The sequence below is a fragment of the Microbacterium sp. Bi128 genome, assembly GCF_918698205.1.
Genome location: NZ_CAKKMM010001387.1, coordinates 1 through 1,332, shown reverse-complemented (window position 1 = coordinate 1,332; position 1,332 = coordinate 1). Strand labels below are relative to the sequence as shown.

General features: G+C 65.7%; 1 protein-coding gene. It reads right to left on the bottom strand.

All coding sequences use genetic code 11. The annotated features are described in order from the left end of the window. The coding region (locus LQV45_RS33030) for a UPF0182 family protein (protein WP_230011889.1) at positions 1–1,332 on the bottom strand (1,332 nt) is incomplete at both ends.

Sequence of the window (1,332 nt, the reverse complement as noted above, 5' to 3'; positions counted from 1 at the left end):
CCACGTTCGGGCCGCCGTTGCCGGTGAAGGTGTACTGCGTCTCGCCGTCGCCTTCCTTGGCCGCGGGCCGGTCCTGCTCACGGTGCGGTGCACCGTCCGGGGCGCCCACGATCGAGTAGTCGGGCGAGTCCTGGCCGAAGTAGACGCGGGGCTGATAGGTCGAATCGTTGCCGAGCGCGCCGGTGGACGGGATGCCCGCCTGCAGGAAGTCCGGCTTGCCGTCCACGGTGAACTTGTTGCCCTTGGCGGCGACGACGCCGTAGCCGTGGGTGTAGACAACGTGCCGGTTCAGCCAGGACTGCTGGTTCGTGGCGAGCCCGTCCGGGTTGAGTTCGCGGACGGCGATGACCGTGTCCTGGATCTTGCCGTCGATCTCGTAGCGGTCCACGTTCAGGGCGCTGGGGAACTGGTAGTAGGGCCGGTACTGTTCGAGCTGCGAGAACGCATCCGAGATCAGGTTCGGATCCAGCAGCCGGATGTTGGCGGTGGTCTGCGCATCGGGGGCCAGCGCGCCGGTGGTGGCGTTGGTGGTGGCGTTGTACCGCTTTTCCTGGACCTTATCCAGGCCGTAGGCGGCACGGGTCATCGCGATGTTCCGCTTGATGTATTCGTTCTCCAGCGTCTGCTCCGAGGGCCGGACCTGGAACTGTTGGATGACCCACGGGTAGACGCCGCCGGCCAGGATGGCCGTGATGATGAGCATGGCGGTGCCGATCACCGGCAGCCGCCACTTGCCGATGACCGCGGCGACGATGAACAGCACGGCGACGATGGCCGCGGCCACGGCCAGGATGGCCTTGGTCGGAATGACGGCGTTCACGTCCGTGTACAGCGCACCGGCCCAGCGCCCGCCGTTATTCTGCACCGTGGAGTAGCGGTCCAGCCAGAAGTTGAGGCCCATCAGCACCAGGAAGGCGGCGCCCGTGACAGCCAGGTGGATCTGTGCGGCGCGGCTGGTGAAGATCCCGCGTTCCATGATCCGGATGCTGCCGTAGAGGTAGTGGGTGAGGATGCCGGCAAGGCCGGCGATCACCGTGACGCTGATGAGGAACCCGGTGACGAAGCCGAGGAAGGGAAGAGTCATGAGGTAGAAGCTGATGTCGAGCCCGAACTGCGGATCGTTCTGGCCGAATGCCTCCTGGTTCAGGAACAGGAGGACTTTCTGCCACTGGCTGGCCGCGGCGCTGCCGGCGAACAGGCCAAAGAGGATGGGAAGCCCCACCATCACGACGCGGCGGATCGGTTCGAGCTGCGCCTGGTAGCGGTTGAGGTTGTCCCGGATTTCCGAATCGGGGGCGTATACCGGCCGCGCATGGTAGGCAATCCTGATGG